Genomic DNA, 24461 nt, shown 5'->3' with positions numbered 1-24461 from the left:
CAGAGGGGAACACTAGCGGATGCGCAATGGGAGGAGGAGACGCATCGGCTAGTGATGTGGATATGGGCCCTTTAACCGTTTCTTGCAATCCCCCAATTGTGCAATGCACCCATGCGCCAAATGCATACCGACAATTTATCGGCATTTTTGAAATGAGAGCGCGTGTTTGCGGTGCAATCCGGCAAGATCATGCTCCGAACCGGCCCGCTCGCGAAAGAAAATTTTTTCGCAAAAAATGCGAAAACAGCCGATCAATAGGACCAGGTGCGCGCCTTCGAGAAAAGGAAATCTCGAAACACGTGCAATTTCGCCGCGTTCTTGATTCCCTCGGGATAACAGAAGAACGTATCGAAGGATGGCAGCTCCATCTCCGGCAGCAGGCGCACGAGGGTCGAATCCTTCTCGACCATGTAATCGGGGAGCACGCCGAGGCCGACGCCCTTCTGGATGGCGCGCTTGATCGACAGGAGGTTGTTGATCTGCAGAACGGCGGGGCGCAGATTGCCGTCGGACCGGCCGATCCCTTCCAGCCAGTTGAGATTGGTCAGGTAAGACGGTGCCGGCTCGCCGAAGCTGACGATGCGATGGGAATCGATCTCATCGATGTTTTCGATCTTGCCGTATTTGGCGATGTAGCCCGGCGAGGCGTAGACGTGCATATGCACCGTGAACAGCCGCCGCTGGATCAGGTCAGGCTGCTGCGGCTGGCGCAGGCGGATCGCACAATCCGCGTGGCGCATCGTCAGATCCAGCTCCTCGTTGTCGAGCAGCAGCTGCAGCTGCACTTCCGGATAGAGTTCGATGAATTCCTGCACGCGCTCGATCAACCAGCCGGAACCGAGACCAACGGTGGTGGTGACGCGCAGCTTGCCCGACGGGCGATCCTTGCTTTCGGTGAGGCGCGAGCGGACGTTTTCCAGCTTCATCAGCACTTCATGCGCCGTGCGGTACAGCACCTCGCCTTGCTCGGTCAGGATCAGGCCGCGCGCGTGCCGGTGAAACAGGGGAACGCCGACATCCTGCTCCAATGCGCTCACCTGGCGGGAGATGGCCGATTGCGACAGATGCAGCGTCTCGGCGGCATGGGTAAATGACCCAGCCTCCGCCGCAGCATGGAATATTCGCAATTTGTCCCAGTCAAGCGACATGGCGCAGTCTCTCCCCCATTCCGGTTCCGCATATCGCAACCGGCCTTATCTCAAACGCCCTTATTCGGCAGCCTGGCGCACCGGTTCCTGTGCCGCCAGCCAGCGTTCGGCCTCAAGGGCCGCCATGCAGCCCATTCCGGCCGCTGTCACGGCCTGACGATAGATATCGTCGGTGACATCGCCGGCGGCGAAAACACCGGGAACATCGGTCGCCGTCGAATCCGCAGCGGTCCACAGATAGCCATTCGGCTTATGCTTGAGTTTCCCCTTGAACAGTTCAACTGCCGGCGCATGACCGATGGCGACAAAAACACCGTCCGTCGCAATGTCCGTCGTCTCGCCTGTCTTGACATTTTTCAGGCGCACACCGGAAACCGATGCTGCCATAGGCGGCTTTGCCTCCGTACCCGTGATTTCGTCGATGACGTTGTCCCAGACGACTTTGACATTTTCGCGGGCAAACAGGCGGTCCTGCAGAATTTTTTCCGCACGGAAATGATCGCGGCGATGCACGACCGTGACGGACTTTGCCAGATTGGCAAGATAGAGCGCTTCCTCGACGGCCGTATTGCCGCCGCCAACAACGACGACATCCTTGTTGCGGTAGAAGAAACCGTCGCATGTGGCACAGGCAGAAACGCCGAAGCCCATGAAGGCCTGTTCGGTCGGTATCCCAAGCCATTTCGCCTGCGCACCCGTCGCAATGATCAGCGCATCGCAGGTGTACTGCGTGCCGCCATCACCGACAAGGCGGAACGGCCGGACGGAAATGTCCACTTCCGTGATGATATCGTGAATGATCTCGGCGCCGACATGTTCGGCCTGAATGCGCATCTGGTCCATCATCCATGGCCCCTGCACCGGATCGGCATAGCCCGGATAGTTCTCGACATCCGTGGTGATCATCAGCTGGCCGCCCTGCTGCAGACCGGCAACGATCACAGGTTTCAGGTTGGCGCGGGCCGCATAGATGGCTGCGGTATAGCCGGCAGGACCGGAACCGATAATGAGGACGGGCACGTGGCGCTGTGACATATCAAGACCTATAAACAGATGTTCAGCCAGAACGGGTTGGGAGCAGACTTATGATCATTTCCAATGCCATAAGGTAGTGGGTCAGCCCCCTCCGTTGCAAGGTCTGCGCGTGATATAGGCCGGTTAGCCACAGCTTGTACGCGGTGTTTTGCCGTTTGGCGCGCATTGTGGCGCCTGACGGAACCGGTTATGAAACATTCCCATGTCTCTCTTCCCGTTCTGAGGTCCGCTCATTTTTCGCACCATCATCAATATTTGCGCGCGATTTGGTCTGGTCATGGCGGCAGCCATGCTGATTCCCGCCGCTGTTGATCTGCATATCGGCAACCGGGACTGGATCACCTTCGTGGAATCGGCGATTTTCACCGGTGTGCTCTGCGGGCTTGTCGCCCTCGCCACCCACAATCCCGATATCCGGTTTACCCCGCGCCTCGGCTTTCTCCTGATCGTTTCCGTCTGGCTCACGGCGGCGCTGCTCGGGTCCCTGCCCCTCTATTTCTCGACGCTGCCGATCAGTTTCGCCAAGGCGCTGTTCGAATCCATGTCCGGCATCACCTCGACGGGCGCCACCGTGCTGACAGGGCTCGATGCCATGCCGCGCGGCATCCTGCTCTGGCGCTCGCTGCTGTGCTGGTTCGGCGGTTTCGGTTTCGTCGGCCTCGGCCTGTTGCTGCTGCCGTCGCTGCGCGTGGGCGGCATCCAGCTCCTGCACATGGAATCCTCCGACAAGTCGGAGAAAATCCTGCCGCGCATCCACCAGATCGCCACCGGCATCATCATCGCCTATGTCAGCCTGACGGTGCTGTGCACCCTGTCTTACTTCGCCGCCGGCATGGGCATGTTCGATGCGGTCAATCACGGCATGACGACCGTCGCCACCGCCGGCTTTTCCACGCATGATTCATCCCTGGGCTTCTATGCCCACAACCGGGCCATTCTCGTCATCGCCACCATCTTCATGGTGCTCGGCGCCCTGCCCTTCGTGCTCTACATCAAGGCCGTCATGCCGCAGCGCCTGACCTCGCTCGCCGACCCGCAGGTGACCCTGTTCTTCATCATCATCATCGGCCTCAGCTTTTTTCTGGCGGTGGGGCTCACGCTGGAAACCGGCATCGGGTTTGGCGATGCCCTGATTGCCGCCGCGTTCAATCTCGTCTCGATTATCTCAACCACAGGTTTTGCAACCGAAGACTATACGCGCTGGGGCCCGGAAGCCCTCGGCATTTTCTTCATCGTGACGTTCATCGGCGGCTGTGCCGGGTCGACGTCGGGCGGCATCAAGCTCAATCGCCTGATCATCCTCTGGCAATTGGCATCCGCCAGTCTGACGCGGCTGATCATGCCGAATGCCGTCATCAAAATGCGCTATGGCCGCGCGGAAATCAGCCCGCAGGTCGCGCAATCCGCACTGCTCTTCATCTTTCTCTACATGTCGTCCCTCATCGTTGGGGCCACGGCGCTGACGATCCTCGGCAACGATCTCGGCACGTCGATCACCGGGGCACTGACGGCGCTTTCCAATGTCGGGCCGGGTTTCGGCGATACGATCGGGCCGGTCGGCAACTTTTCGACACTCAGCGACCCCTCGCTTCTGCTCCTGAGCTATCTCATGCTGGCGGGCCGGCTCGAAATCATCACGGTCGTCATTCTGTTTACACGCAGCTTCTGGAGCCGGTAGAGGCTTTCCTGCTATGAACCTGTTTGTAACCGGATGCGAATGCATTACACAGCGGCAGGAATCGCCTATGGTGCTCGCTGTAAGCGCCTTTTTGACAGGGATATAATCAGACCATGCCTTTGAAGGCGGACTTGGACGAGATCGACTGGAAAATCCTGAAACAGCTTCAGGACAATGGCCGCATCACTAATGTGGAGCTTGCCGAACGTGTCGGCATATCGGCACCGCCCTGCCTGCGCCGGGTGCGCAAGCTCGAGGAAGGCGGCATCATCCAGGGCTACCGGGCCATTCTGAACGGTTCGATCCTCGGCCAGGATATCGTCGCCTTCTGCATGATCAGGCTGCACCGGCAATCGGACGCCGACCTGAAGAGCTTTGCCGAAAAGACCAACAGCTGGACCATCGTGCGCCGGGCATGGATGGTGTCGGGCGAATCCGACTTCCTCCTGCATTGCGTGGCCAGCGATATCAGCATTTTCCAGAATTTCGTCATCGAAGACCTGACATCGACGCCGAATGTCGATTCCGTCCGCACCTCGCTGACCATCCGCGCGGTCAAGAACGAACCATTGATGGTGCTCTAACCGCGAATTTTCGAATAGAAGTACAGCAAGACACGGTAGTACGGCCGGAGCACTTCGCGCTTCAGCTTGTCCGAAAGAGTCTTTTTGCCCTGGACGACCGTGCCGCCGAGATTGAAATCGATCTCGCGAATGGTGATGGGCCGGGCGGACAGCATGCGCACCGGGTGCAGCCAGCGCATCTGCAGCGTGGTGTCCACCGGCCGGTCGAACCGCTTCGTCGCTGCAAGCAGCGCAACCGCGGCATCGCGGCCGATCAGCTGCATCTGCATGCCGAGGCCGGGCAATGCGGGCTGCATGACGGCGTTACCACCCTGGCGGGCAATATCGCCGCCCTTTTCGCCCCGCGTCCAGCGCGGAAAGCGGATGTAATCGCCGGGCCGCACCGTCTCCATCGCCAGCTTCAGCTGATCGGCAAAGCCCGGATCGATATCGACATCGTCCTCGATGACCAGGCCCGCATCGAGATTGCCGTCGACAATCGCCTGCCACGCCTTGCGATGCGAGAGAAAGCAGGCGATCTCGGTGGTGCGCAACGGGAAGGGATAAGGCGGGAAATGCCGGGATGTCCGGCTGTAGACCGCCGTGATTTCACCCTCGCTGAGCTGCTGCGCGTCGACGGCGTCGATAATCTCCGCTGCGACCGGCAGCCGCTGCATCAATGCCCTGACATGCGCGCCGCGTTTTTCAGCACGCTTGAGGTGAATGATGAACGCGGCAACCTTCATGATCCGGCCCGGATGCTGCCCGCGAACAGGCGCTCGTAGACGGTGAGGATTTTCGCCGCTTCGTTCTGCAGCGGGAAATTTTCCCGCACATGTTCGAGTCCGGCCTTTCCGGCTTCCTCGCATTTTGCCGGATCGGCGAGATAGCGTTCGATGGCCTCTTCCAGTGCCGGCCGGTCACCCGCCGGAACAACGGTGCCCGTGGCGCGCTCGACCATCTCCGCATAGGCACCGGCATCGCTGGTCACAACGGCGGTTTGCGAGGCCATGGCTTCCAGCGGCGTCAGGCCGAAACCCTCATTGCGCGACGGCGCGACATAAAGGGTCATGCGGCGGTACCAGAGTTTCACGTCAGGCACTTCGCCCAGAAAGAGCAGGCGATCCTGCAATCCCGCCCCGGCAATCTTCTCACGCAGCGCCTGCTCGAACCCCTTGTGTTCGGCGGTTGTCCGGCCCGTCATGACGGCCGTCCATTCGGGATAGCGCGGCAGGAGATTGATCATGGCATCGACAAAAAGATCCGTGCCCTTTGAATGGCGGATACGCCCGGAACAGCCGACAAGATATGTGCCCGGCAGGCCGGAGGCGGCAAAGGCATCCTCGGGCGTTGCCGGCGGATGGAACGTGTCCGTATCCACCCCGTGCATGATCACGGTGTGCGGCACCTGCAGATAGCTGCCGGATTTGGCACTGGTGGCAATCACGGCATTCATCCGCCGGATCAGCCATTTGGTGAAGGGCTTGTGGTCGCGCTGCGCTGCCGAGGTAAAGAGCAGTGACAGCTTCATGCGCAGGACATGGCGCATCAGAATACCCGCAAGCATCTCGTTGTTGCGGCGGGCATGCCAGATTCGGAAGGGTCTGGTCTTTGGCCTGAACCAGAAACCGGGCAGCGAACGCCACCCGATTTTCGGCAGGTTGTCGGGAAGACCCGGTCCCATGGCCACGATTTTGAGGCCGTTGGCCCGCTGCAGCGGAATGAGCTGCACGATAGTCGAGGTGACCCCGGAAAGCTTGCGCTTGAAATTCGGAGCGATCACCTCGACGTTGCTTACCGGTTCCGGCACGATATCAGGCGAACTTGAACCCGACGATTTCATACGAACGGGCGCCGCCCGGTGCATTGACCTCGATCGTGTCGCCTTCGCTCTTGCCGATCAGGGCACGGGCGATGGGTGAGGAAATGGAAATGCGGCCGGCTTTCGGATCAGCTTCCTGATCGCCGACGATCTGGTAGATCTTCTTGTCTTCCGTATCTTCGTCGATCAGCTGGACGGTGGCGCCGAACTTGATCTTGTCGCCGGACAATTTCGAGATATCGATGATTTCGGCATGCCCGATATAGCCTTCGAGCTCGCTGACGCGGCCTTCATTGTGGCTCTGGGCTTCCTTGGCGGCATGATACTCGGCATTTTCCGAGAGGTCGCCATGGGCGCGCGCTTCCGAAATTGCCAGGATGATGCGGGGCCGCTCTTCCTGCTGGCGCCAGCGCAATTCTTCCTTGAGCTTGTCAAATCCGCCTTGAGTCATCGGGACCTTTTCCATGCCCTCTCCTTTCGCAGTCAAGTGTCAAATGCGCCCCGCCAGGGCCGCGCGACACAAAAAGAAAACGGTCACCGAAGCTCAAGACTTCGGAACCGTTCAGTCATTCGTCGTTTAATATAGCACTCTTTCCGGCGATTTCACGAAGAAAGTAGAAAATGTCGCGGATCGGCCGGTTTTCCCTGTGCCGCCGGGGAGCAATGCTCCCTTAGGGGCTCTTGCAGTCCATCACGGCAATCGATAGAGCAGGTTGCGGGCAAGGGATGACCGCGGATATTCTGTGGATTCATCATGACGCAAGGCCGTGCCAATCTGTTGCTGCTTGTCGCAGGCGCCATCTGGGGCCTCGGTTTTGTCGCGCAGGCGAGTGCCGTCGGCAATGTCGGCGCCTTTCTGTTCATCGGACTGCGCTTTGCCCTGGCAAGCCTCACCGTTGCGCCGCTGGCATGGCGCGAAGCACGGCTGGCGAAACACCGCCTCACCCGCCGGGACTACGGCAGCTTCATCTTCATCGGCCTGTTCCTGTCCATCGGCTCGGTTCTGCAGCAGATGGGCCTTGCCACGACAACGGTCACCAATTCCGGCTTTCTCACCGGCCTCTATGTGGTGATGGTGCCGATCCTCGGCGTCATGCTGTTCTGGAGCTGGCCGAGCCCGATCGTCTGGCCCTGTGCGCTGACGGCGCTGGGCGGCATCTATCTCCTGTCGGGCGGGCAGCTCAACAACCTGACGACCGGCGACTGGCTGACCATCCTGTGCGCCGTCTTCTGGGCGCTGCAGATCATCTTCATCAACCGTCTCGCGCATGAAAACGGCCGGCCGTTCATGCTTTCCTTCGTGCAGTTCCTGACCTGCGCCGTGTTCGGCTTTACCCTCGCCGCATTCATGGAACCGTTCAACTGGCCATCGGTCATGCTGTCCTGGCCGGCGATCCTCTTCGGCGGCGTGTTCTCCTGCGGCATTGCCTTCACCTTGCAGGCGGTCGGCCAGCGCTATACCAGCGCGCCGCAGGCGGCCATCATGCTTTCCTCCGAAGCCCTGTTCGCGGCGCTCTTCGGTGCCATCCTCCTCGGTGAGCGCATGACGGTCCACGGCATGATCGGCTGTGCGCTGATCTTCATCGCCATGATCACGGTTGAAATCGTCCCCGCCCTGCGCAACCGGACGGATGCCGCCTAGGGTGCAATTCCTGCCTTGTTGCCGACACAGGCATTACCACCGCCGCTGACCTTTCCTTTACACTTTGGTCTTATTTTATCCATCTCTGCGCTTGGTTTCAGGCGAAAAGGATGTGGTGACATGAGTTTTGCGTTGTCGTCCGCCGTGCCCTTGCGGCGCCTTGCGACCATCTTTGTCCTGTGCACGGCAACCGCGCTCAGCGCCTGCGGCATGGGCGATGTGCGCCGCCCGCAGGCCAATGTCGGCCATGGCGCGAGCCCTGCGGAGTCCGGCGACTATATAGCGGTGGCGCCCGCCGCGGACGTGACGCCCGACACAGCTGCCCCCGACAATTCAATGGCTGACAATTCCCTGGCCGGTGAAGAAAACCGCATTGCCAACAATGAAGCCGACCAGCCGGTGGCGCAGGAACAGAACCTGGCGGCGGCAGAGCCCGTGATGACGGAAGAAAACCACGCGCTGACCAGCCGCGAACAGAATTACGGCTATGCCGGCGGCGGTCTGCGCGATCCCATGGCGCGCAGCGAAAGCCGCTACGCCATACCCGCCGGTGAGATCGCCTGCCGGACCCAGCTCAAGCAGCTTGGCGTCGTCTTTCAGGAGCACGCGCCGATCAATGATGGCGGCGTGTGCCGTATCGACAACCCGCTGACGGTCAGCGGCTTCGCCAGCGGCCAGATCCGGCTGAAACCCAGTGCGACGCTGAACTGCCAGATGACCCTTGCCTTTGCCCGCTGGGTCAAGGGCGACCTGCAGCCGTCGACGCGGCTGCGCTATCTCTCCGGCGTCAACACTATTCATCAGGCCTCGAGCTATTCCTGCCGCACCATGAGCAACCGGCCGGGCGCCAACATGTCCGAACATTCCAAGGGCAATGCGCTGGACATCGCCAAGATCACCCTGAACAACGGCACCGACATCAAGGTGCAGAAGCCGGGGTTCTTCGCCTTCCGGCAGCGCGGCCTGCTCAACAATGTCCGCTCCGATGCCTGCGACTACTTCACCACGGTGCTCGGCCCCGGCTACGATATTTTCCACCGCGACCATTTCCACTTCGACCTGATGCAGCGGCGCAACGGCCATCGCGCCTGCCGCTAGCGCGTCCTAATGGTGGCCGGGTTCCCTGATCCGGCCGACATATTCCCAGATCGTCACCACGATCAGGATCAGGCTGGTTGCAGCACCGAGCACGAGCGGCGAGAGCGCACCGCCCGCAAAGGCCAGAGCGGCGCACAGGACCAGTCCCGCCATATGCGACAGCGGTGGCCTGCCCTCCACATAGCCCTTGAACAGCAGGTTGCCGATGAGATAGAGCGCCGTTCCGCCGATCGAGGTCCAGAGCACCGAGGGCGCGGAATGGCCGAGCGGATGCGCCAGCACCAGTTCATCGGAAACGGCCACCACGATGATGCCGGCCACCAGCAGCACATGGATATAGGTATAGGCGACGCGGGCGATGCGGCCGGGATCGTCGGTCGAGGCGATCTTGTGGTGCGCGCGCAGTTGCCCGACGTTGAAATAGATCAGCCACATGGCCACCGAAGCCACGAAGGTGGTCAGAAACGCCGAGAATGAAATGAAGGTCCATTCCTGCTCGGCGAATGTCGCCCCGGATACAAGGATGGATTCGCCGAGCGCAATGATGATGAACAGCGCGGCGCGCTCGGCCATATGGTCGCCGTCCACGTCCCAGTCCGCCGTCGTCGAGGCGCCAAGGCCGGGGGTGCGGAAGCCCAGCGCCGGACCCGCCAGTTCGATCAGCAGCGCAACCAGCCAGAAAAACACCCGGTTTTCCGGATCGGCCAGCCCGCCGCTGATCCAGAACACGGCGGAAACGCCAAGCCAGATCGAGATGCGCACGAAGTTCAGGTAGTTGGAGCGGTTGTGGTGGCGCATCGCCCACATGACGAAGAGCGAGCGGCCCAGCTGCATGGTGACGAAAGCCAGGGCAAAAACCAGCCCGCGGCCGGCAAAGGCCGTGGGTATGGACGTTGACAGCACCAGCCCCGCCAGCATCAGCACGAACAGCATCACCCGGACCGGCGGCGTCGTCGGATCGAGCCAGTTGGTCACCCACGCCGTGTAGACCCACACCCACCAGACCGCCGCGAGCAGCAGCGCGCTTTCGCCAAGCCCCTTGAGGCTGAGGTCATGCAGCAGGAAGTGCGAAATCTGGGTGACGGCAAAGACGAAGACGAGATCGAAGAACAATTCGACGAAATCGACTTTCGCGCTGTCGCTCCCGCCCCGTATACGCGCGTAATTCCGGATTGCCCCAGACAGTGCCATGCATCGCCCTCCAACATCAGACCCTGAAAAAACGCTGCCTGATTAATGCCGCCAATCCAAGCCTTTTGCGATCTTAACCACAGGATGGTGCATGTATCCCGCAAGCGGGCGTGTGAAGACTACTGACAAAACGCCCTTGTCATCGCCACGCCGACTGCTTCTAATGCCGCAAATCACCACCATTGGGAAAGGCTTACCATGCGCTTCACGGACCGCTATCCGATCATCGTCACCGAGAAAAAAGAGGCTTGCCGCGATTTCTGGATACGGCATCTCGGCTTCACCAGCGGTTTTGACAGCACATGGTTCTGCTGGCTCGCGGGCGAGGACCATACGGCCTCCATCGCCTTCATGACGCCGGACCACCCGTCGGCGCCGCCCGGCCCGGAAAGCTTTGGCGGCAAAGGCATGTGTTTCGAGCTGCAGGTGGATGACGCGGCGGCGGCTTTCGAAAAGGTCACCGCGAGCGGATTGCAGGTGGAATATCCGCTGACCGATGAGCCTTTCGGCCAGCGCCGTTTCGGTTTTCACGATCCGTCGGGCCTGTGGATCGACATTGTCGAGCAGAGCGAACCGCAGGCCGGTTTCTGGGACAAGTATATGATCGGAGGCTAGGGTCTGGACCTCAGGCCTTGGTTTCCGGCGGCACCGGCGTCGGCTTGCCCGATGTATCAAGCGCCACCATGACGAAATCCGCATGGGTGACCCGCTCCATCAGGTCGGAGAGGTAGCGTTGCGCCCATGCTTCCACCTTCAGCGTGATGGAGGTGCGCCCGACATGTTCGATATGCGTGTAGACGCACAGCGTATCGCCGATCTTGACCGGCTTGGCGAAGGCCATTTCCTTCACCGCCGCCGTCACCACCCGGCCGCGTGCCCGTTCCGCCGCGCGGATACCGCAGGACAAGTCCATCTGTGCCATGACCCAGCCGCCAAAAATATCGCCGGCGGCATTGGCATCCGCAGGCATGGCAAGCGTGCGCAGGGTCAGTTCGCCGATCGGCTTGGTTTCTTCACTCACGTCCGGTCTCCATAGGCATGTGCATATGGGCTTATGATGCAGTGCAATAGAGGCAATGGAAAGACCTTCTGTGCAAGAACTGTCAGAAAGCCGACATGCGGGGTCGTTGCACGGTTTTTGACATGCGCGCCCTCTCCCTTAGGGTCGGGCGGACAGTGAACCACCGGAGCAGGCCATGAAAATCACCGATGTAAAAACCTTCGTCGTCGGCAACCCGCCGCCATCGTTTGGAGGCACGTGGTTCATCTTCGTCAAGCTCACCACCGATTCCGGTGTCGTCGGCTATGGCGAGGCCTACAATTCGACGGTCAGCCCGCAGGTCATGCGCAAGGTGATCGAGGACGTCGCCGAGCGCTGGCTGATCGGCCAGGACCCGCACCACATCGAGCGGTTTTTCCGCCGCGCCTATTCCGGCGGCTTCACCCAGCGTCCTGACGTGACCATCATGGGCGCCGTATCGGCGCTGGAAATGGCCTGCTGGGATATCATCGGCAAGGAAGCCGACAAGCCCGTCTACGAATTGCTGGGCGGGCGGGTGCACGAGCGGCTGCGCAGCTACACCTATCTCTATCCCAAACCCGAGCTGGGCGAGACCTCGGCGATCTACTGGAATGCCGAAGCCTCGGCGGAGCGCGCCGCGGAGTATGTGGCGCAGGGCTACACCGCCGTGAAATTCGATCCGGTCGCGCCCTACACCTCCTTCGACCCGCGCCAGCTCTCGCTCGAAGAACTCGATCTCGGCGAAAAATTTGTGCGTCTTGTGCGCGAGGCTGTCGGCGCCAAGGCGGATATCCTGTTCGGCACCCATGGCCAGATGACACCGACCAGCGCCGTGCGGCTGGCCAGACGGCTCGAGCCCTACGATCCCTTGTGGTTCGAAGAACCGGTCCCGCCTGATATGCCGGAGAATATGGCCTATGTGCAGCAGCACACCACGATCCCCGTGGCGACGGGCGAACGCCTCGCCACGAAATATGAGTTTCAGCGGGTGCTGGTAAACCGTGCCGCCAATATCCTGCAGATGGATCTGGGTCGTGTCGGCGGCATTCTGGAGGCCAAGAAGATCGCCGGCATGGCTGAAACGTTTCATGCGCAGATCGCCCCGCATCTCTATTGCGGACCGATCGTCGGCGCGGCCAATATCCAGCTTTCCACCTGCAGCCCGAATTTCCTCATTCTCGAATGCATCCAGGCCTTTGGCGGGTTCCATGCCGAGCTGCTCAAGACGCCGCTTCAATGGGAAAACGGCTATGTCATCCCGCCGACGGCGCCGGGCCTTGGCGTCGAACTCGACGAAGCGGTGGCCGAAGCCCATGCCTATGATGGCCACGAGCTGCATCTGAACATGGGCCGCGACCCGCTGATCGTCTGATCGCCGCAGCACCCGGTTGTTGAAAAATTGTCACGCCGGCGGCAGTTCGGCGTGCCTGCCGCCCGCCGGGCAGTGCTTTTAAGTTGCAGTGCGGCCGAAATACTGGTTCTAACTTCCGGAGTGCTGTCCGGAGTGTGTTCATGACCGTATCCCGCTTGTCGGCCTTTCTGCTCGTGATGCTTGTGCTGACAGGGTGCGGTGGCCGTGCTGTGCTGGGTCTCACATCCCAACACGTCGTCAAGGCCAATGCGGCGGTGCCCGCGCCGGTGCTGAACGACAAGACCGGACCCAAGGCCGTCATTCCGATCTTCGTCGCGACCAGCCGCGAGCGGTCGGACAATCTCTCCCTGCCCTATTCGGCCAAGCGCTCCCCAACCCTCAATTTTGCCCGCGTCGATGTCGGCATCCCGCCGAACCACAAGCGCGGCGAAGTGGAAAAGAGCAGCAGCAAACCCAATCCGGCCCGGGATTTTGCCGCAACGGCGTTCCAGCCCTACGGCAGCAAGCAGGTCTTCGTCGAGAAGATCAACGCGGAACTGGCCAAACGTCCCGCCAACCAGCGCGAGCTGTTTGTTTTCGTCCACGGCTACAACAACAATTTTGCCGACAGCGTCTTCCGGCAGGCGCAGTTCGCCTATGATTACGGCCTTCCCGCCGTTTCCGTCCACTATTCCTGGCCCTCGGCGGGTTCGCTCGGCCTTTACGTCTACGACCGCGACAGCGCCACCTATGGCCGCGACGGTCTTGCCGAACTTCTGCAACTGGCCGCGGCGACGAAGGCGACGAAAATCCTGCTGGTCGGCCATTCCATGGGCTCGTTCGTGGTCATGGAAGCCCTGAGCCAACTGGCGCAGACCGGCCATCGCGACGTGTTCCGCCGCCTGTCGGGCGTCATGCTGGCGGCGCCGGACATCGATATCGACGTGTTCCAGGGACAGGTCCGGGATATCGGCGAACTGCCAAAACCCTTTACCGTGCTGGTTTCCCGCGCCGACAGTGCCCTGAGCGTGTCAGGACGGATTACCGGCGGCCACCCGCGCGTCGGCGACGGCTCCAGCATCGCCGTGCTGCAGAAACTCGGCATCGTCGTCCTCGATGCGTCCGACCTCGACGGCGGGTCGCATGGGGTATTTGCAAGCTCGCCGACGCTGATGAACATGGTGCGCAGCGGGCAATTGTCGCAGAAAGTGCTGTCCGGTGATGAGACACCCGCCGGGCAGTCCGTTCTCGCCGATGGCACCTCCGTCATAACAGGCGCAGCGTCGCTTGTGATCTATCTTCCCGCCCGGCTTCTTGGCGCCGTTCAGTAGGCCGCCGGCGGGAGACACGAAACCAACAATCCGCGACATAAATTTTTATCGCGGATTGTTGGTTAAGTCATGATTCCGCTGTATTTTTTTGAAGAATTCGCTCATATATCAATTCTCTCTTTTTCTGAAAGATCGGTCCGTGCCTCTCCATATCGAGCTCGTTGGCAGTCTTGCTGCCTTGATCACCACCCTGTGCTGGGTTCCGCAGATCATCAAGATCGTTCGGCACCGGGAAACCGGCAGCATTTCGCTCATCAGCAATGCTTCGCTGGCACTTGGCGTGTTGCTCTGGCTGTTCTACGGTATCATGATCAGTTCCTGGCCGGTCATCGCGGCAAACGCCACGACGCTGCTGCTGATCCTGACCATTCTCGGTCTCAAGCTGCGCTACGGCTGATACCCCGAACAGGACGCACCCTGACAATCCTCCTGACAACCTTATGTCAGGAGCCTGCCGCTTCCGGCGACTTTTGCGGACTTGGCTCTTTCCATTTTGCCGGACTCCCACCATATTCAACCCATGGTTAAATCTCCTGACAAATATAACGCGGATGGTTTCGGCGAAGCGTCGCAATCGGAACTGGAAGGCACACCGCTCTCCGGTTCGATCAGCGATTGGGCCAAGCAGATTTCCGAGGAAACGGCCAAGCCGCAGCCCAAGGTGACGAAGCCGAAGAAGGCAGTGGCCAAGTCAACCAGCAGTTCCAGGACCTCGCGCGGCACCTCCATCGGCGGATCGAGCGATCCGAAGACGCGCGCCGCGGCCGGACTGAACCCGGTCGCCGGCCTGGATATCGCGTTGGAGGACACCGCCAACCTGCCCGCAGGCGGCGCCACCGCCACCGTTGCCGCGCTCTCCGCCCTGATCGAAAGCGGCAATCCGCTGTTCAAGAACGGCACGGCCTGGCAGCCGCACCGCCCTGCCCGCCCTTCGAAATCCGAAGGCGGCATTGCCATCCGCATGGAAACCGATTTCCAGCCCTCGGGCGACCAGCCGACGGCCATCCGCGATCTCGTCTCCGGCATTGCCGACGATGACAAGACCCAGGTGCTTTTGGGTGTCACCGGTTCGGGCAAGACCTTCACCATGGCCAAGGTCATCGAGGAGACCCAGCGCCCGGCCCTGATCCTCGCGCCCAACAAGACGCTGGCGGCGCAGCTCTACGGCGAGTTCAAATCCTTCTTCCCCAACAATGCGGTCGAGTATTTCGTTTCCTATTACGATTACTACCAGCCGGAAGCCTATGTGCCGCGCTCGGATACGTTCATCGAGAAGGAATCGTCGATCAACGAGCAGATCGACCGGATGCGCCACTCGGCCACCCGTTCGCTGTTGGAACGCGATGACGTGATCATCGTCGCCTCCGTCTCCTGCATCTACGGTATCGGATCGGTCGAGACCTATACGGCCATGACCTTCGAGATGAAGATCGGCGACCGGCTCGACCAGCGGGCGCTGCTCGCCGATCTGGTGGCGCAGCAGTACAAGCGGCGCGAGATGGATTTCACCCGTGGTTCGTTCCGGGTGCGCGGCGACACGATCGAACTGTTCCCGGCCCACCTTGAGGACCGGGCCTGGCGCATTTCCATGTTCGGCGACGAGATCGAGACGATCACGGAATTCGACCCGCTGACGGGGCAGAAGACCGGTGACCTCAGCCAGGTGAAGATTTACGCGAACTCGCACTATGTGACGCCGCGCCCGACGCTGAACCAGGCGATCAAGTCGATCAAGGAAGAGCTGAAGCACCGGCTGGTGGAACTCAACCAGGCGGGACGCCTGCTCGAAGCGCAGCGGCTGGAGCAGCGCTGCACTTTCGACCTGGAAATGCTCGAGGCCACCGGTTCCTGCGCCGGCATCGAGAACTATTCGCGTTACCTCACCGGCCGCAAGCCGGGCGAGCCGCCACCCACGCTGTTTGAATATATCCCCGACAATGCGCTTGTTTTCATCGACGAAAGCCATGTGACCGTTCCGCAGATCGGCGCGATGTACAAGGGCGACTTCAGGCGCAAGGCAACGCTGGCCGAGTACGGCTTCCGCCTGCCCTCGTGCATGGACAACCGTCCGCTGCGTTTCGAGGAATGGGACGCCATGCGTCCGCAGACCGTTGCGGTTTCGGCGACCCCGAGCAATTGGGAAATGGAAGAAGCCGGCGGCGTGTTCGCCGAGCAAGTCATCCGGCCGACCGGCCTGATCGATCCGCCGGTCGAAGTGCGTCCGGCCAAATCGCAGGTCGACGACGTTCTCGGCGAAATCCGCGAGACATCGGCAAAGGGCTACCGCACGCTGGTCACTGTCCTGACCAAGCGCATGGCGGAAGATCTGACGGAATATCTGCACGAGCAGGGCATCCGCGTGCGCTACATGCACTCGGACATCGATACGCTCGAGCGCATCGAAATCCTGCGTGACCTGCGGCTCGGCGCCTTCGACGTGCTCGTCGGCATCAACCTGCTGCGCGAGGGCCTAGACATTCCCGAATGCGGGTTCGTCGCCATTCTCGATGCGGACAAGGAAGGATTCCTGCGCTCGGAAACATCGCTGATCCAGACCATCGGCCGCGCCGCCCGCAACGTTGATGGCAAGGTCGTTCTTTATGCCGATCATGTGACCGGTTCGATGGAACGGGCCATGGCCGAAACCAGCCGCCGCCGCGAGAAACAGGAAGCCTACAACACGGCCAACGGGATCACGCCCGCCAGCATCAAGAAGAACATCGGCGACATCCTCAACAGCGTGTACGAGCGCGATCACGTCCGGGCCGATATTTCCGGCTTTGCCGAGTCCGGCGCGATGATGGGCAACAACCTCAAATCGCACCTCGAACATCTGGAAAAGCAGATGCGCGAGGCTGCCGACGATCTCGACTTCGAAGTGGCGGCACGGCTGCGCGACGAAATCAAGCGGCTGCGCGAGACGGAGCTGGCCATATCGGACGACCCGATGGCGCGCGAAGTGGAACTGGAAAGCCCGGTCAGCGGCCGCACCAAGGGCCGGCACAATGCCGGCCGCGCCATGCACCGCGTGGTCACTGACGAGAACAGCGATCCGAACTCGCCGCTGTTCCGCAAGAACACGCTGGACGAGATGACTGTCGGCCGGACCGAAAAGCCCGTGCGCGGCGCCGTGCCGGAAAAACCAGCCGGTCCCGGCGGCACGAACCGGAATGACGATACCATCATTCGCCGCGAGCGCAGCGGCATCGGCTCCTATGAGGACGCAAACGATGCGCGCAAGAAACGCCGGCCGGGCAAAACGGGGCGTCCGGGGCGGTAGATCAGAATACTCACCCCCCTCTGGGCTGCCGCCCATCTCCCCCACAAGGGGGGAGATCACGTCGGCATCAATGGTTTCGCGTTCTTTTCGATGCCGAAGATTGGCTGAACGGTTCTGAAAGCTGATCTCCCCCCTTGTGGGGGAGATGCCCGGCAGGGCAGAGGGGGGTGTAAATCCCCTCCCTACTCCGCATCCCTGCCGAACACCTCCGCACCGACCCGTTTGATCTCCCTGGCAAAATCGGGGTCGTCCACGGCGCGCGCCAGCACCACGGTGCCCACCAGCCCCGCCATGATGGCGATGGCCTTTTCGCGCTGCCGGGCTTTGCTGCGGCCGGTCACGGCGTTAACGAGAATATCGAGAAGCGCCTTGGTGCCCTCGGTGAAACGCGAACGGACGGGACCGCCGCGACGGGCGATATCCGGCGCCAATGCGGCCATCATGCAGCCGCTCATCTGTCCCTCGCCATGGGCATCACCCGCCAGATAGGATTGGGTGATCGCGCCGAGCGCATCGTCAGGCGACGCCTCGGACAGGCTGGTCCACCGCCGGACCGACAAAGCCATGGCCGCCGCGCAGGCCTCGGCGATCAGGTCATCCTTCGAATTGAAATGACCATAGAAACCGCCATGGGTGAGCCCCGCGCTTTTCATCACATCGGCGACGCCGATGCCGTCAAAACCCTTTTCGCGGAACTGCTGTCCGGCGATCTCGATGATGCGGGCGCGGTTCTGTGCTGCCTGGTCCCTGCTGACGCGCATGAAACAATCCTTCAAAAAAACTGCATTGACAATTTATATGATGACCGTCATCAATAGTCAATATGATGACCATCATCTAAAAGCCGATTACCCTCCAGGGAACACGAACATGATTTCATCGCCTCTCGCTGCCGCGCTCGCCCGGCGCAATGTCCACTATGGCTGGGTCGTCGTATCCGTCACCTTCCTCACCATGCTTGTGACGGCGGCGGCCGTCGGCGCCCCGGGCGTGCTCATCGTGCCGCTGGAAAAGGAATTCGGCTGGACGACGGAACAGATCGCCACCGCCTTTTCCATCCGGCTGCTGCTGTTCGGGCTGATGGGGCCATTCGCTGCGGCGTTCATGAACTATTTCGGCGTGCGGAAGGTCGTGTGCGTGGCGCTTGCGCTGATCGCCGGCGGCTCCTTCCTGTCCCTCGGTATGACGCAGATCTGGCAGCTCATCCTGCTGTGGGGCGTGGTGATCGGTTTCGGCACCGGCCTGACCGCCATGGTGCTCGGTGCGACAGTTGCCACCCGCTGGTTCACCGACCGGCGCGGGCTGGTGCTGGGCATGCTGACCGCAAGCTCGGCCACCGGGCAGCTGGCTTTCATGCCGCTCATGGCCTCCATCAGTGAAAACTACGGCTGGCGCGCGGCGACCATGATGGTCTGCGCCCTGCTCGCCGTCGCAGCGGCCGCCGTCTTCCTGCTGATGCGGGACCGCCCATCCGATGTCGGCCTGCCCGCCTATGGCGAGAAGGACGTGGCCAAGACCGCACCGATTACCGGCGGTCTGCTGTCGCTCATCATCCTGCCGCTGGCCACCCTCAAGGAAATATCCCGCACCAGCACGTTCTGGGTGCTATTTGCCACCTTCTACATCTGCGGCGCCAGCACCAACGGCCTCATCCAGACCCACTTCGTCGCGCTCTGCGGTGATTACGGGCTTGCGGCCGTCACCGCCGCCAGCGTGCTCGCCATGATGGGTTTCTTCGATTTCTTCGGCACGATCGGCTCCGGCTGGCTGTCCGACCGGGTCGATAACCGCTGGCTGCTGTTCTGGTATTACGGCCTGCGCGGCGCCTCGCTGCTGTTCCTGCCCTACAGCAATTTCTCGATCTACGGCCTGTCGCTGTTCGCCATGTTCTACGGCCTCGACTGGATCGCCACCGTGCCGCCGACGGTCAAGCTGGCAACGGACCGGTTTGGCCGGGAGAAGGCCGGCATGGTGTTCGGCTGGGTCTTTGCCGGTCACCAGCTCGGCGCAGCGTCGGCGGCCTATGGCGGCGGTTTTGCCCGTACGGAATATGCGAGCTACCTCCCGGCCTTCTTCACCGCCGGCATCCTGTGCCTGATCGCCGCGCTGCTGGCGCTGACCATCCGCAAGAGCAGCAAGGACGACCGCGTCGGCGAACCCGCCATCGCGCACTGAACTGAAGATGTAACCATATAAATATGTCTTTATGTGTTATTGACAGCCTACGGGCACGCGCCTACCATACCCCGCATCGTGGTTCTCTGCGCCTTCGGGCGCAGAGCTAAGAGGGAATACGGTGCGATCGCTGCCAGCGGTCCAATCCGGAGCTGCCCCCGCAACTGTAAGCGGCGAGTTCTCGTCAATTTCGTGTCACTGATCCCAGGACGGATCGGGAAGGCCTGACGAGAGCACCGACCCGCAAGCCAGGAGACCTGCCTCGATAGATAACGTCCACGGGCGGGGTGTCCGGTGTGTCGCTTGCAAGCGGACGTCTTGGGCGCCCGTATTTCCTGCATGCGTACGCCTGACCTTTGCCCTCAACCATCGGGGTAAAGAACTATGTCTATCACCACAAGCAATCTGGGTTTTCCGCGGATCGGCAAACGGCGCGAACTGAAATTCGCGCTGGAAAAATTCTGGTCGGGCCAGTCCCATATCGTCACCCTGCAGGATATCGCCGCCGGGTTGCGTGAGGAGAACTGGGCCTTGCAGCAGAAGCTCGGCCTCGATCACATACCCAGCAATGATTTCTCGCTCTATGACCACGTGCTGGATACAAGCGTCATGCTGGGCGCAGTGCCCCAGAGCTACGAATGGCAAGGCGGACCGGTTTCGCCCGAAACCTATTTCGCCATGGCGCGCGGCAGCCAGGGCGGCCATGATCACGGCGCCTGCACCCGCCACGGGGTGGCCGCACAGGAAATGACGAAGTGGTTCGATACCAACTATCATTTCATGGTGCCCGAACTGACAAAGGGGCAGGAATTCACCCTCGGTTCCAACAAGCCGGTCGACGAATACCGCGAAGCGAAGGAGCAGGGCTTTGACACGCGCCCGGTGATTCTCGGGCCGGTTACATTCCTCAAACTGGCCAAGAGCAAGGACGCACAGCTCGACCCCCTATCACTCCTTCCGGGTCTCCTGCCGGTCTATACGGAAATTCTGCGCCGCCTCTCCGCCAACGGCGCCGAATGGGTGCAGATCGACGAGCCCGCACTGGTGCTCGATCTCGATGAAAGCACGCAGACGGCATTCCGCGTGGCATATGAATTCTTCGCGCGCGCCCTTCCCCGCCTGAAACTGTTGCTGACGCCCTATTTCGGTGCGCTTGGCGACAATCTCGACCTGGCGCTCGGGCTGCCCGTTGCCGGCCTGCATCTCGACCTGTGCCGTGCACCGCAGCAGCTCCAGACGATCGTAACCCAAGCGCCTGCCGGACTTGTCCTGTCGCTCGGCGTCATCGACGGCCGCAATGTCTGGCGGGCCGATCTCGAGGCCGTCCTGCGGCGTATCGAACCGGTGATCAGCCAGCGGGGAACAGATCACCTCATTCTCGCCCCATCCTGTTCGCTGCTGCACACGCCTGTCGATCTCGAACTTGAAACGGACATCGACCCTGACTTCAAGAGCTGGCTGGCCTTTGCCACGCAGAAGCTTGAGGAATTGTCGATCCTTGGCAGGGCGATCAACACCGGGCGGGACAGCGTCCGGGATGAACTGGCAGCGGCCGCGACGGCAGTGCAAACCCGCAGGACGTCGAGCAAAATTCATGATGCGGCGGTCAAGCGGCGCCTGCAGGCGGTGACGGCGGAACTGTCGCGGCGTCAAAGCCCCTATCCCGCCCGCCGGGAAAAGCAGAAATCGCTGGGGCTGCCGGATTTTCCGACCACCACCATCGGTTCCTTTCCGCAGACGGAAGGGGTGCGCAAGGCGCGGGCGGAACATGGCAAGGGGGCGCTGACCGCAAATGCCTATGCCGCCCTGCTGCGCAAGGAAACGGAAAATTCCATCCGCTGGCAGGAGGAAATCGGCATCGATGTGCTGGTGCACGGGGAATTCGAGCGCAATGACATGGTGCAGTATTTCGGCGAACAACTGTCGGGCTTTGCCTTCACCCGGCATGGCTGGGTGCAGAGCTACGGCTCGCGCTGCGTCCGCCCGCCAGTCATTTTCGGCGATGTCAGCCGCCCGCAGGCGATGACGGTCGAATGGGCAGCCTACGCCCAGTCGCTGACGAACAAGCCCATGAAGGGAATGCTGACGGGGCCGGTGACCATGATGCAATGGTCGTTCGTGCGCGACGATCTTCCGCGCGATCAGGTCTGCCGCCAGATCGGACTGGCATTGTGGGATGAAGTGAGCGATCTGGAAAAAGCCGGAATCCGCATCATCCAGATCGACGAACCGGCCATCCGCGAAGGCCTGCCCATCCGCCGGGCCGATTGGGCTGCCTATCTCGACTGGGCCACCGAATGTTTCCGCCTGTCCGCTTCAGGCGTTCAGGACGAAACGCAGATCCACACGCATATGTGCTATTCGGAGTTCAACGATATCATCGACTCCATTGCGGCCATGGATGCGGATGTAATCTCCATCGAGACATCACGGTCGAAAATGGAACTGCTCGATGCGTTCGTGACCTACCATTATCCCAACGAGATCGGGCCGGGTGTCTATGATATCCATTCACCGCGCATCCCGCCGGTGGATGAAATGGCTGGCCTGCTGCGCAAGGCCCGGAAGAATCTTGATCCCGACCAGATTTGGGTCAATCCCGATTGCGGCCTGAAAACCCGCAAATGGGAAGAGGTGAAACCAGCCCTCGTCAACATGGTCGAAGCCGCAAAGCTTCTGCGACTTGAGCAATAGACGTCAGTGAACACGCGCGCGGCGACCGGCAGCTTTGGCCCGGTTGCCGCACGTTTCCATGCTGCACCAGCGGCGCGTGTGATTCTTGCTGGTGTCGTAGAACACGATGCAGCAGCGCTCATTGCTGCAGTGGCGGACATTCGTCGCTTCGGTGGAAACAAACCGGGCAAAGTCAGTGGCGATTGCAGCCAATACGCTTTGCGGCCCGCTGGTGACAGGCTTTGCGCTGGTCGCCCACCCGCTGCCTGAATGCTCCAGAACCGTCGCAACCGGATGCTCAGCCATGCGCCGGTTGATATCGGCGACAAAGGCAGGATTGAGCGCCGTCCCGGCCGCGAGACTGTCCGCCGCCCCGCGCAAGTGCGCACGGAACGCCTGCGCCTCGGTCAGGGCCGCGTCGAACGTGGCCGCATCATCCTCGTCAGCCTGAAGATCGGCCGTCTTCGCCCACTGCAGAAACGCACCGTCATTGCCGATGAGATCGATGAGCGCGCCATCGATGATCTGCGTGTTGATGAAATCCAGCCAGAGGGCATTGCCCAGAAAAATGAACGGCATCGCATGTCCTTTCATCCCTAGAAGTAACCATCAAAATTCAATTTGACAAGTTACTCTATTTGAGTAACCATCAAAACGTACTTTAGACGGTGAAAATACCCATCCAACAGGAGCAGGAACGATGTCACAATCGAACGAACACGCACGCCCGGTGATCAGCTACCGGACCGAAGAGATCGACGGTCTCAAGATTTTCTATCGCGAAGCAGGGCCGAAGGACGCGCCGACGCTGCTCCTGCTGCACGGCTTTCCCACCTCGTCGCATATGTTCCGCGATCTCATTCCGTTGCTGGCCGACCGCTACCACGTTGTCGCGCCGGATTATCCCGGCTCGGGCTACAGCGACGCCCCGTCCCACACGACGTTTCGCTATACGTTCGACCATCTCGCCGACATCATCGACGCATTCACCCGGAAGCTCGGCCTCAAGCGCTACGCCCTTTACGCGCAGGATTTCGGCGGCCCCGTCGGTTTCCGCCTCGCCTCCCGCCACCCCGAACGGGTGACGGCGATTGTCGTGCAGAACGCCGTGGCGCATGAAGAAGGCCTGTCGGACGGCTTTGCCGCCGCGCGCCGCCTGTGGGCCGACCGCAATGCGGAGACGGAGGCCGCCATGCACCGCCACCTCTCGATCGAGGACACAAGAGGCCAATACCTGTTCGGTGCGAAAGATCCGGCCCGCATCAGCCCCGATGCCTGGACCCACGCGCAGAACGGCCTTGACCGTCCCGGCATTGCCGAGGCCCAGCTCGACCTGCTCCATGATTACCAGTCAAACCTCAAGCAGTACCCGCATTTTCACGCCTATTTCCGCGAGCACCAGCCGCCCATGCTGATCACCTGGGGCAAGCATGACCCGTTCTTCGCGCTTGCCGGGGCCAGAGCCTATGCCGGACAACTGCCCGATGCTGAGCTGCATATTTTCGATGGCGGGCATTTTCTTCTGGAAGACCATGCCGAAGAAGTCGCCGTGCTGATGCGGGAGTTTCTTGGGCGGACGGTAAGCATCTAAAGCAAAAACTGTAGTGCGTGGTTCGACAAGCTCACCATGAGGGATGTTGAGGATTGCAGGGAGTTATAAGTCTGCAGCGATTGTGATTTGCCTTGCACCAAACCACCTCCCTCATGGTGAGCTTCCTGAGCTTGTCGAAGGGCGAACCACGCAACACCGCGATGCAAATCCGGTATCAGTTGGCCACCCATTGCAGGATCAGCGATCCCAGGGCGGCGGATGCGGTGGCCTCGTCGACGCAGCCGCAGGTCATTTCCCGTGAAATGGCCTCGGCAGCGCCGATGATGCCCACACAGCGCAAGCGCAGATCACCCGCAGAAAGCGCCGAATAGGGTGCCAGCGCGGTGCGGTAGAGATCGACATAGCCGTCGATCAGCGCTTTTTGAAATGTTTCCATCTCCTCATCGCCCTTGAGCGCAGCGGAGATGGCGTGCCATTCCGGGCCTATGGAGCGGTAGCAGGCCATATAGGCCTCGCTCATCAGCCGGGCAACACTCGCCAGCTGCTTCGGTGCCTGTTCCAGCGCCGCCAGCAAATCATCGACCTGTTGCTGGTCCAATTGCTGATACAGCGCGATCAGAAGGCCGGAGCGTGTGCCGAAATGCTCATAGGCAATCGGCTTGCTCACCCCCGCGCGCTCCGCCAGATAGCCGAGGGTCAGCGCATCGGTTCCCTGTGTGCGGATGATCCCCAGCGCCGTTTCCATGAGCTGCTCCCGCCGCTGGGCTCTCGGCATTTTCTTGGCGGCTGCGGTCTTGCTCATGCGGATTCCCTTTTTCATCAGAATAGCAATCCCGCCTCTTGACTTGCAATCGCGCGCCCACATATTACTAAACGTAACTTACCTATAGTAACATAAAGG

The 24461-nt window shown here is 61.1% G+C and carries 22 protein-coding genes and 1 riboswitch; of the genes, 12 read left to right on the top strand and 10 right to left on the bottom strand.

Annotated features, from left to right (window positions below):
* Positions 1–251 precede the first annotated feature (251 nt).
* The gene (locus tag ACZ25R_RS08195) at positions 252–1148 is read right to left on the bottom strand and encodes a LysR family transcriptional regulator (RefSeq protein WP_105732078.1); all 897 of its coding nucleotides are present in this window, start codon (positions 1146–1148) and stop codon (positions 252–254) included.
* A gap of 60 nt (positions 1149–1208) precedes the next feature.
* On the bottom strand, positions 1209–2183 hold the full coding sequence (trxB, locus tag ACZ25R_RS08190; RefSeq protein ID WP_346307438.1) for a thioredoxin-disulfide reductase: 975 nt from the start codon (positions 2181–2183) through the stop codon (positions 1209–1211).
* A gap of 277 nt (positions 2184–2460) precedes the next feature.
* Between trxB and ACZ25R_RS08185 the strand changes: the two genes are divergently transcribed.
* Positions 2461–3861 carry a TrkH family potassium uptake protein gene (locus ACZ25R_RS08185; RefSeq protein WP_464661315.1) on the top strand — a complete coding sequence of 467 codons (1401 nt, stop codon included), beginning with the start codon at positions 2461–2463 and terminating at the stop codon, positions 3859–3861.
* A 113-nt stretch (positions 3862–3974) separates the two neighbouring features.
* Positions 3975–4445 carry an Lrp/AsnC family transcriptional regulator gene (locus tag ACZ25R_RS08180; RefSeq protein WP_223612615.1) on the top strand — a complete coding sequence of 157 codons (471 nt, stop codon included), beginning with the start codon at positions 3975–3977 and terminating at the stop codon, positions 4443–4445.
* Here the strand turns inward: ACZ25R_RS08180 and ACZ25R_RS08175 are convergent.
* From ACZ25R_RS08175 to greA, 3 genes are read right to left on the bottom strand one after another with little or no spacing between them, the layout of a single operon-like run.
* Entirely contained in the window at positions 4442–5170 is a 729-nt protein-coding gene (locus ACZ25R_RS08175; protein ID WP_472460676.1) for a glycosyltransferase family 25 protein, read from the bottom strand. The genes ACZ25R_RS08180 and ACZ25R_RS08175 overlap by 4 nt on opposite strands.
* Positions 5167–6267, bottom strand: a complete 1101-nt coding sequence (locus ACZ25R_RS08170) for a glycosyltransferase family 4 protein (RefSeq protein WP_472460675.1) — start codon at positions 6265–6267, stop codon at positions 5167–5169. Before ACZ25R_RS08170 ends, ACZ25R_RS08175 begins: the two co-directional genes overlap by 4 nt.
* Positions 6239–6712 (bottom strand): transcription elongation factor GreA, encoded by a 474-nt coding sequence (gene greA / locus ACZ25R_RS08165; RefSeq protein WP_112526015.1) that lies wholly within the window; start codon positions 6710–6712, stop codon positions 6239–6241. Before greA ends, ACZ25R_RS08170 begins: the two co-directional genes overlap by 29 nt.
* A 288-nt stretch (positions 6713–7000) precedes the next feature.
* Between greA and ACZ25R_RS08160 the strand changes: the two genes are divergently transcribed.
* Positions 7001–7888, top strand: a complete 888-nt coding sequence (locus tag ACZ25R_RS08160) for a DMT family transporter (protein ID WP_223612612.1) — start codon at positions 7001–7003, stop codon at positions 7886–7888.
* A gap of 120 nt (positions 7889–8008) precedes the next feature.
* Positions 8009–8986, top strand: coding sequence for an extensin-like domain-containing protein (locus tag ACZ25R_RS08155; RefSeq protein WP_472460674.1), 978 nt, complete (start codon positions 8009–8011; stop codon positions 8984–8986).
* Positions 8987–8992: 6 nt separating this feature from the next.
* Here ACZ25R_RS08155 and ACZ25R_RS08150 read toward each other — a convergent pair whose 3' ends face one another.
* Positions 8993–10177, bottom strand: a complete 1185-nt coding sequence (locus ACZ25R_RS08150; protein WP_472460673.1) for a low temperature requirement protein A — start codon at positions 10175–10177, stop codon at positions 8993–8995.
* Positions 10178–10375: 198 nt separating this feature from the next.
* Here ACZ25R_RS08150 and ACZ25R_RS08145 point away from each other — a divergent pair, with 198 nt between their 5' ends.
* Positions 10376–10792, top strand: a complete 417-nt coding sequence (locus ACZ25R_RS08145) for a VOC family protein (protein ID WP_403183830.1) — start codon at positions 10376–10378, stop codon at positions 10790–10792.
* A gap of 10 nt (positions 10793–10802) precedes the next feature.
* Here ACZ25R_RS08145 and ACZ25R_RS08140 read toward each other — a convergent pair whose 3' ends face one another.
* Positions 10803–11147: an acyl-CoA thioesterase gene (locus tag ACZ25R_RS08140; protein ID WP_105733051.1), complete on the bottom strand. Its 345-nt coding sequence runs from the start codon at positions 11145–11147 to the stop codon at positions 10803–10805.
* 226 nt (positions 11148–11373) lie between these two features.
* Between ACZ25R_RS08140 and ACZ25R_RS08135 the strand changes: the two genes are divergently transcribed.
* The 4 genes from ACZ25R_RS08135 to uvrB all read left to right on the top strand — a co-directional run bounded on the left by ACZ25R_RS08135 (position 11374) and on the right by uvrB (position 17160).
* On the top strand, positions 11374–12570 hold the full coding sequence (locus ACZ25R_RS08135; RefSeq protein WP_472460672.1) for a mandelate racemase/muconate lactonizing enzyme family protein: 1197 nt from the start codon (positions 11374–11376) through the stop codon (positions 12568–12570).
* A gap of 140 nt (positions 12571–12710) precedes the next feature.
* The gene (locus ACZ25R_RS08130) at positions 12711–13880 is read left to right on the top strand and encodes an alpha/beta hydrolase (protein WP_346307430.1); all 1170 of its coding nucleotides are present in this window, start codon (positions 12711–12713) and stop codon (positions 13878–13880) included.
* Positions 13881–14019: 139 nt separating this feature from the next.
* On the top strand, positions 14020–14277 hold the full coding sequence (locus ACZ25R_RS08125; protein WP_223612606.1) for a SemiSWEET family sugar transporter: 258 nt from the start codon (positions 14020–14022) through the stop codon (positions 14275–14277).
* Positions 14278–14400: 123 nt separating this feature from the next.
* Positions 14401–17160 (top strand): excinuclease ABC subunit UvrB, encoded by a 2760-nt coding sequence (uvrB, locus tag ACZ25R_RS08120; protein ID WP_472460671.1) that lies wholly within the window; start codon positions 14401–14403, stop codon positions 17158–17160.
* Positions 17161–17342: 182 nt separating this feature from the next.
* On the opposite strand, the gene ACZ25R_RS08115 is transcribed toward uvrB, so the two are convergent.
* The gene (locus ACZ25R_RS08115; RefSeq protein ID WP_472460670.1) at positions 17343–17921 is read right to left on the bottom strand and encodes a TetR/AcrR family transcriptional regulator; all 579 of its coding nucleotides are present in this window, start codon (positions 17919–17921) and stop codon (positions 17343–17345) included.
* A 109-nt stretch (positions 17922–18030) separates the two neighbouring features.
* Between ACZ25R_RS08115 and ACZ25R_RS08110 the strand changes: the two genes are divergently transcribed.
* Together ACZ25R_RS08110 and metE are read left to right on the top strand one after the other, a co-directional pair.
* Positions 18031–19335: an MFS transporter gene (locus ACZ25R_RS08110; protein WP_472460669.1), complete on the top strand. Its 1305-nt coding sequence runs from the start codon at positions 18031–18033 to the stop codon at positions 19333–19335.
* Positions 19336–19397: 62 nt separating this feature from the next.
* A riboswitch (cobalamin riboswitch) is annotated at positions 19398–19614 on the top strand.
* Between the two features lie 105 nt (positions 19615–19719).
* Complete coding sequence (gene metE / locus ACZ25R_RS08105; protein ID WP_472460668.1) at positions 19720–22029, top strand: 5-methyltetrahydropteroyltriglutamate--homocysteine S-methyltransferase; 2310 nt, start codon at positions 19720–19722, stop codon at positions 22027–22029.
* Positions 22030–22032: 3 nt separating this feature from the next.
* Here the strand turns inward: metE and ACZ25R_RS08100 are convergent, their stop codons facing one another.
* Positions 22033–22587 (bottom strand): CGNR zinc finger domain-containing protein, encoded by a 555-nt coding sequence (locus tag ACZ25R_RS08100; RefSeq protein WP_472460667.1) that lies wholly within the window; start codon positions 22585–22587, stop codon positions 22033–22035.
* Between the two features lie 121 nt (positions 22588–22708).
* On the opposite strand from ACZ25R_RS08100, the gene ACZ25R_RS08095 reads away from it, so the two are divergent.
* Positions 22709–23599, top strand: coding sequence for an alpha/beta fold hydrolase (locus ACZ25R_RS08095; protein WP_472460666.1), 891 nt, complete (start codon positions 22709–22711; stop codon positions 23597–23599).
* Between the two features lie 175 nt (positions 23600–23774).
* Here the strand turns inward: ACZ25R_RS08095 and ACZ25R_RS08090 are convergent, their stop codons facing one another.
* On the bottom strand, positions 23775–24362 hold the full coding sequence (locus ACZ25R_RS08090) for a TetR/AcrR family transcriptional regulator (protein ID WP_472460665.1): 588 nt from the start codon (positions 24360–24362) through the stop codon (positions 23775–23777).
* Positions 24363–24461 lie beyond the last annotated feature (99 nt).

This window comes from Phyllobacterium sp. RCAM01083, from assembly GCF_055685835.1.
This window is presented reverse-complemented; position numbering and strand designations above follow the sequence as displayed.

Coding starts and splice junctions, on each gene's coding strand:
- ACZ25R_RS08195 (WP_105732078.1), bottom strand. CDS start 1,148: ATGTCGCTTGACTGGGACAAATTGCGAATATTCCATGCTGCGGCGGAG.
- trxB (WP_346307438.1), bottom strand. CDS start 2,183: ATGTCACAGCGCCACGTGCCCGTCCTCATTATCGGTTCCGGTCCTGCC.
- ACZ25R_RS08185 (WP_464661315.1), top strand. CDS start 2,461: ATGGCGGCAGCCATGCTGATTCCCGCCGCTGTTGATCTGCATATCGGC.
- ACZ25R_RS08180 (WP_223612615.1), top strand. CDS start 3,975: ATGCCTTTGAAGGCGGACTTGGACGAGATCGACTGGAAAATCCTGAAA.
- ACZ25R_RS08175 (WP_472460676.1), bottom strand. CDS start 5,170: ATGAAGGTTGCCGCGTTCATCATTCACCTCAAGCGTGCTGAAAAACGC.
- ACZ25R_RS08170 (WP_472460675.1), bottom strand. CDS start 6,267: ATGAAATCGTCGGGTTCAAGTTCGCCTGATATCGTGCCGGAACCGGTA.
- greA (WP_112526015.1), bottom strand. CDS start 6,712: ATGGAAAAGGTCCCGATGACTCAAGGCGGATTTGACAAGCTCAAGGAA.
- ACZ25R_RS08160 (WP_223612612.1), top strand. CDS start 7,001: ATGACGCAAGGCCGTGCCAATCTGTTGCTGCTTGTCGCAGGCGCCATC.
- ACZ25R_RS08155 (WP_472460674.1), top strand. CDS start 8,009: ATGAGTTTTGCGTTGTCGTCCGCCGTGCCCTTGCGGCGCCTTGCGACC.
- ACZ25R_RS08150 (WP_472460673.1), bottom strand. CDS start 10,177: ATGGCACTGTCTGGGGCAATCCGGAATTACGCGCGTATACGGGGCGGG.
- ACZ25R_RS08145 (WP_403183830.1), top strand. CDS start 10,376: ATGCGCTTCACGGACCGCTATCCGATCATCGTCACCGAGAAAAAAGAG.
- ACZ25R_RS08140 (WP_105733051.1), bottom strand. CDS start 11,147: ATGCCTGCGGATGCCAATGCCGCCGGCGATATTTTTGGCGGCTGGGTC.
- ACZ25R_RS08135 (WP_472460672.1), top strand. CDS start 11,374: ATGAAAATCACCGATGTAAAAACCTTCGTCGTCGGCAACCCGCCGCCA.
- ACZ25R_RS08130 (WP_346307430.1), top strand. CDS start 12,711: ATGACCGTATCCCGCTTGTCGGCCTTTCTGCTCGTGATGCTTGTGCTG.
- uvrB (WP_472460671.1), top strand. CDS start 14,401: ATGGTTAAATCTCCTGACAAATATAACGCGGATGGTTTCGGCGAAGCG.
- ACZ25R_RS08115 (WP_472460670.1), bottom strand. CDS start 17,921: ATGCGCGTCAGCAGGGACCAGGCAGCACAGAACCGCGCCCGCATCATC.
- ACZ25R_RS08110 (WP_472460669.1), top strand. CDS start 18,031: ATGATTTCATCGCCTCTCGCTGCCGCGCTCGCCCGGCGCAATGTCCAC.
- metE (WP_472460668.1), top strand. CDS start 19,720: ATGTCTATCACCACAAGCAATCTGGGTTTTCCGCGGATCGGCAAACGG.
- ACZ25R_RS08100 (WP_472460667.1), bottom strand. CDS start 22,587: ATGCCGTTCATTTTTCTGGGCAATGCCCTCTGGCTGGATTTCATCAAC.
- ACZ25R_RS08095 (WP_472460666.1), top strand. CDS start 22,709: ATGTCACAATCGAACGAACACGCACGCCCGGTGATCAGCTACCGGACC.
- ACZ25R_RS08090 (WP_472460665.1), bottom strand. CDS start 24,362: ATGAGCAAGACCGCAGCCGCCAAGAAAATGCCGAGAGCCCAGCGGCGG.